This window comes from Kribbella sp., from assembly GCF_035687465.1.
Taxonomy (GTDB): domain Bacteria; phylum Actinomycetota; class Actinomycetes; order Propionibacteriales; family Kribbellaceae; genus Kribbella.
Window position 1 is genome coordinate 1 of the sequence record NZ_DASRXP010000144.1, and the last position, 2,124, is coordinate 2,124.

Below are 2,124 nucleotides of genomic sequence, written 5' to 3' on the forward strand. Positions count from 1 at the left end.
GGTTCCCGGCCCGATCTGGGCACCTGTATCGGACAGCGCCGGACGAGCGGTCACAGCCCAGTCCGATTCAGTTCCTTCCCCTGAACCGAGTGCACCGGAGGCCGAGCAGCCTCCGGCCGCCGGCAGGGTCGTCAACAACTACATCTATGCCAGCTCGAACCTCGCGATCGATAGCACCGACGTCAAGCAGACGATGAAACCCCCAGCCACTGGCGGCAGCGAGAAGCCGGCGGAGCAACTGCAGCATCCCGCGTCGCTGAGCTCAGCACCAGACGAAGCGTTGGCCCGTGGCTCCCACCCAGCCATGGTGCTCGTTGTTTCCGTTGTAGGTGCGTTCGGCATCGTGCCGGCCGTCATCCAGGCCACAAAAGCGACATGGGCGCAGATCACCAGCGCCAGCCTCGTCGTGCTGACAGTCGCCCTGCTCGTGCTGTGCTGGTTCCAGTGGAACCGGAGGCCACGGGCCCGGAAGGCTGGTCTGGTGATCGCCGCTGTATTTGCCCTGGGCATCGGTGCTGTGCTGATCCTCGGAAACTTGTAGCCGGCTTAGCCCCAGTTGTTCTACGCGGTACGGCGTATCGAGTTGCCTGTGGTCTCTCGTCGATCAGGCGCCCTATCACCGAACCCATCACCGGCTCGGTGAGGTTGACCCGCTTTGACGGACAGGGTTGATGTGGGGCTGGTTCACGCTACCTGTTCGGTGCTGATGTTGATGGTTGATTCGTATGCGGCGGGGCTGAGGTATCCCAGGGTGGAGTGCCGGCGGCGGGTGTTGTACCAGCCTTCGATGTAGTCGAAGATCGCACTGGTGGTGGCCTTGCGGGTCGGCCAGGAGCGGCGGTGGATCAGCTCGGTTTTCAGGGTCGCGAAGAACGACTCGGCGACGGCGTTGTCCCAGCATTGGCCTCGTCGTCCGACCGACAAGACGACGCCTAGATCCCTTGCCAGGTTGGCGTATTGGGTCGATGTGTATTGGCAGCCTCTATCGGAGTGGAAGACCACTCCGGGTGCTGGGCGGCGCCGGTTGACGGCGTCGGTGAGGGCGTCGGCGATCAGGTCGGTGCGCAGGTGGTCCGCGACCGCCCAGCCGACCACTCGGCGCGAGGCGAGGTCGATCACGGTGGCGAGGTAGAGCCAGCCTTGCCAGGTGTGGATGTAGGTGATGTCACCGCACCAGCGGGTGTCCAGGGCTGCCGGCTGGTCGGGGTCGATGGCGAAGTCACGGCCGATCAGATCCGGGCGGTGGGCGGCGGCCGGGTCGGGAGTGGTGGTCTTCTTCCACCGCCGTGGAGTGCGGCCGTAGCGGTCGATCTGACGCATCAGGCGTGCGACCCGCTTGCGGGAACACCGCTGGCCCTGGTCCCGCAGCTCGTGGTGGACTCGCGGGGAGCCGTAGGTCTGTTCGGACTCGGCGTGGATCTCGAGGATCTTCGCAGTCAGCTCGACGTCACGCCGGGCGTGAGGCGATCCGGGGTTGGTCCGGTCGGCGTAGTAGGCGGAACGGGAGACCTTGAGCAGCTCACAAGCCCTGGCGACGTTGTGGTTGCCAGCCTTTTCCGCCTCGATGAACGGGTAACAGTTCACCGGGTCTCCTTCGCGAAGAAAGCCGTGGCACGCTTCAAGATGTCGACGTCTTCGCGCAGCCGACGGTTCTCCCGCCACAACGCCGAGAGCTCGTCCTTCTCGCTGGTGGTCAACCCGCCGTCGCCGGTGCCTGCGTCGCGTTCGGCCTGCTTCAGCCACTCACGCACCGCGGTCTGAGTCAGATCGAAGTCCTTCGCGACCTGACTGACCGACCGGTCGCCGCGCTGACACAGCTCGACGATCTCGGCCTTGAACTCAGGTGTGAACGAACGACGAGGCCTTGGCTTCTTCTTGCCCATGGACTCCATGATGAACATCCTTCCGGAGCAACCGCTCCTGATCTCGGATGTCCGTCAAAACGGGGCAGGTCCACGGCGAATGTCTCGGCCGACAAGCCGACTGGACCCCTTGCCAAGGAGATGGCCGAGCTGCTGAAGCTCCAGCCGACCGGGATCCAGATCAGCGACAACACCCTGTACTTCCCCGACTCCCACACCAGCGTCGTATACCCAAGCCCCGGACAGGCAGCCGCCCAAGGCG

Annotated in this window: 3 protein-coding genes; 1 reads left to right on the forward strand and 2 read right to left on the reverse strand. The window is 64.7% G+C overall.

The features are described from left to right. Positions 1–541: hypothetical protein (locus VFG33_RS07445; protein ID WP_325023790.1), on the forward strand; the 541-nt coding region annotated here is incomplete at its 5' end. A gap of 143 nt (positions 542–684) precedes the next feature. On the opposite strand, the gene VFG33_RS07450 is transcribed toward VFG33_RS07445, so the two are convergent. Both VFG33_RS07450 and VFG33_RS07455 read right to left on the reverse strand, forming a co-directional pair. After that, positions 685–1,584, reverse strand: coding sequence for an IS3 family transposase (locus VFG33_RS07450; protein ID WP_325023792.1), 900 nt, complete (start codon positions 1,582–1,584; stop codon positions 685–687). Next, positions 1,581–1,892, reverse strand: a complete 312-nt coding sequence (locus VFG33_RS07455) for a transposase (protein WP_325023794.1) — start codon at positions 1,890–1,892, stop codon at positions 1,581–1,583. The genes VFG33_RS07450 and VFG33_RS07455 overlap by 4 nt, the downstream gene beginning before the upstream one ends. Positions 1,893–2,124 lie beyond the last annotated feature (232 nt).